Annotated in this window: 2 protein-coding genes; both read left to right on the plus strand. The window is 33.5% G+C overall.

The features are described 5' to 3' along the window. The first annotated feature begins 145 nt into the window (after positions 1-145). A complete protein-coding gene (locus RMR19_RS04750) occupies positions 146-1,789 on the plus strand; it encodes a cell division FtsA domain-containing protein (protein WP_310602353.1) in 1,644 nt (547 codons plus the stop codon). Between the two features lie 3 nt (positions 1,790-1,792). Further along, a partial coding sequence (locus tag RMR19_RS04755) for a hypothetical protein (protein ID WP_310602354.1) occupies positions 1,793-2,536 on the plus strand: 744 nt, incomplete at its 3' end.

Below are 2,536 nucleotides of genomic sequence, written 5' to 3' on the forward strand. Positions count from 1 at the left end.
ATTAACAGATGTGCATATTCATTCGTTAGACTTGCTGGCTGTAGAGAAGGCATATGATACTATTCGCGAAGAAATGTAGGAAGAGGATATTGATTTTTATTGTGTAGCATATACGCCTGTACGCTATTATTTGAATGATTATCCGATGTTGAAATTAGAGGATCATAAGGCAAGTAGAATTAGTGTTGAATTATTAGCAACATTTTTGCCAGAAGAGGTAATTAGTGGATTATACTGTGCAGTAGAAAAAGCGGGATTACAAGTTGCGAATTTAACATTAGAGCCGATTGCAGCGATTAATGTGGCGATACCGGAGAAGTTTAGAATGCTTAATATAGCATTAGTTGATGTTGGTGCAGGAACATCCGATATATCAGTCACAAAAGATGGAAGTATTGTTGCATATGGTATGATGCCGTATGCAGGTGATGAATTGACAGAAAAGATTATGCAAAGATACCTCGTAGTATTTTCAGAAGCAGAGAAAATTAAACAAGGTTGTGCAAAGAAAAAAACGATAACATATAAAGATATTATGGGAATCTCTCATAAAATTTCAGTAGATGAAGTTAAAGATGCGTTAAAAGACACAATTATGTTCATAACGAAGAATGTAGCAGAGAAGATAATTGAGTTAAATGGTGGAAAACCAGTAAGTGCAGTATTCGTAGTAGGTGGTGGTGGTAAGGTTATAGGATTTGTAGAGGCACTGGCTCAAAACCTTGGATTACCAGAGGAACGAGTTGCGCTTCGAGGAGAAGAAGTATTAGGAGAAGTAAACTTCTTACCAACGAAGATTAAGAAAGATCCACTTCTTGTTACACCAATTGGTATCTGTCTTAATTACTATGAGCAGAAGAATAATTTTATATTCGTTAATGTGAATGGAGAACGTACAAAGTTATATGATAACAGCAAACTTACAATTGTTGATGCAGCAATTCAGTATGGTTTTCCAAATGAAAAATTGTTTCCAAAGAGAGGTAATGCGATTCAATATACAGTGAATGGCCAGACGCGAATGGTTCGTGGTGAGCTAGGAGAAGCTGCTATAGTAAAACTCAATGGAAAAGAAACTGGCATTAATACAGCAATTCTTCAAAATGATAAAATTGAGATAGTGGAATCAACAGCTGGAAAGGCTGCGGAATTATGTATCAATCAAATTCCGGAATATAGTAGTACAATTACATTTACATTTAATAAAAAGAATGTGGTGTGTCCGAAATTTGTAGTAGCAAACCATAAGTTAGTATCAGAATATTATAATATTGCTGATGGTGATACGATTGAAATTCTCAACTACTATACACTAGGTCAGTTATTAGAGTTTATGGATTTGCCTTACCAAGAAGATATCAAAGTGAATAATGTATATGCAAGCATGGACGATAAGGTTTATGAGAATTTCACAATTGTCTATGAGAATATTGGTGATGGTAGTTTTCGAGATCTTAATGAAGAAGTAACAGGGATTGTATCAGCAGAAGAGGACAAAGAACAAATTGTAGCAAAATCAGAGGATACAAAAAAAGATGCGATAGAGGAAGTTCCGAATACAAATAATATAAAGACAATTAGTAAAGAGATTCAAATACTAGTGAATGGAGAAAACGTAACACTACATGGAAAAGAAAGTTATATCTTTGTTGATATACTCGATTTTTATGAGTTCGATATGACAACAGCAAGAGGAACATCTTTAGTGTTAAAAGTAAACCAACGACCAGTAGAGTTCTCAACTCCAATCGAGAATGAAGATGTGATTAATTTATATTGGGAGGAATAAGTCGTGATATTGAATAAAAAGATATTAAAACAGAAGAAATATGCGCAATTACATAGATATTTAATTGCGTTCTTGCTTGTGTATTTAATGGAACGATATGCTCAATCCGAGTCATCTAGCTATATACGTGCGTTTGCAGTTATTATTCCCGTATTTGTAGTCGATGTAATACTTTCTGTTAAAGATTATATGAACAGAAGAAGTGTTGTATATCTATTGCGATTTGCGGAGATTTCTGCAGCAGCGGGCTGTGTACTTATGGCTACGATTCCATATAATATGAGTTTGGCAATGCTGATTCTTTTGTTATTCTTTTGCGAATATGTTTTGGCATTTGATTTTGAAGAAGGTTATTATCGAACGTTAGCGATATTAACAGGCTCAATTCCTATGATAGTTTTATTAGTTGCAGATATGATTATAAATCGCCAAATAAAGGAACGTTTATTCCCTATTGCTTGTGTCTTTTTATTGTTAATAGCTTTGGTAACATTTGTAATCTCTCTTTATGCAAAGGTAGTAAATAACTATGATGCTCAAGTGTTTGGTCAAGGAAGAGTGATTGATGAAATGAGCCAAACAAATGAAGAGCTAAGACAAAACCAGGAAAAAGTAAAAAAATCAAACGAACTTTTAGCAATGCAAAAAGTCAAATTAGAGCAAGCGTATAAAGATATTAACAGTATTAACAATGAGATGGTAATACAGAATGAGATTATTAAATATATATCATCTTCATTATATATT

The organism is Anaerosporobacter sp. (genome assembly GCF_031551385.1).
GTDB lineage: Bacteria > Bacillota > Clostridia > Lachnospirales > Lachnospiraceae > Anaerosporobacter.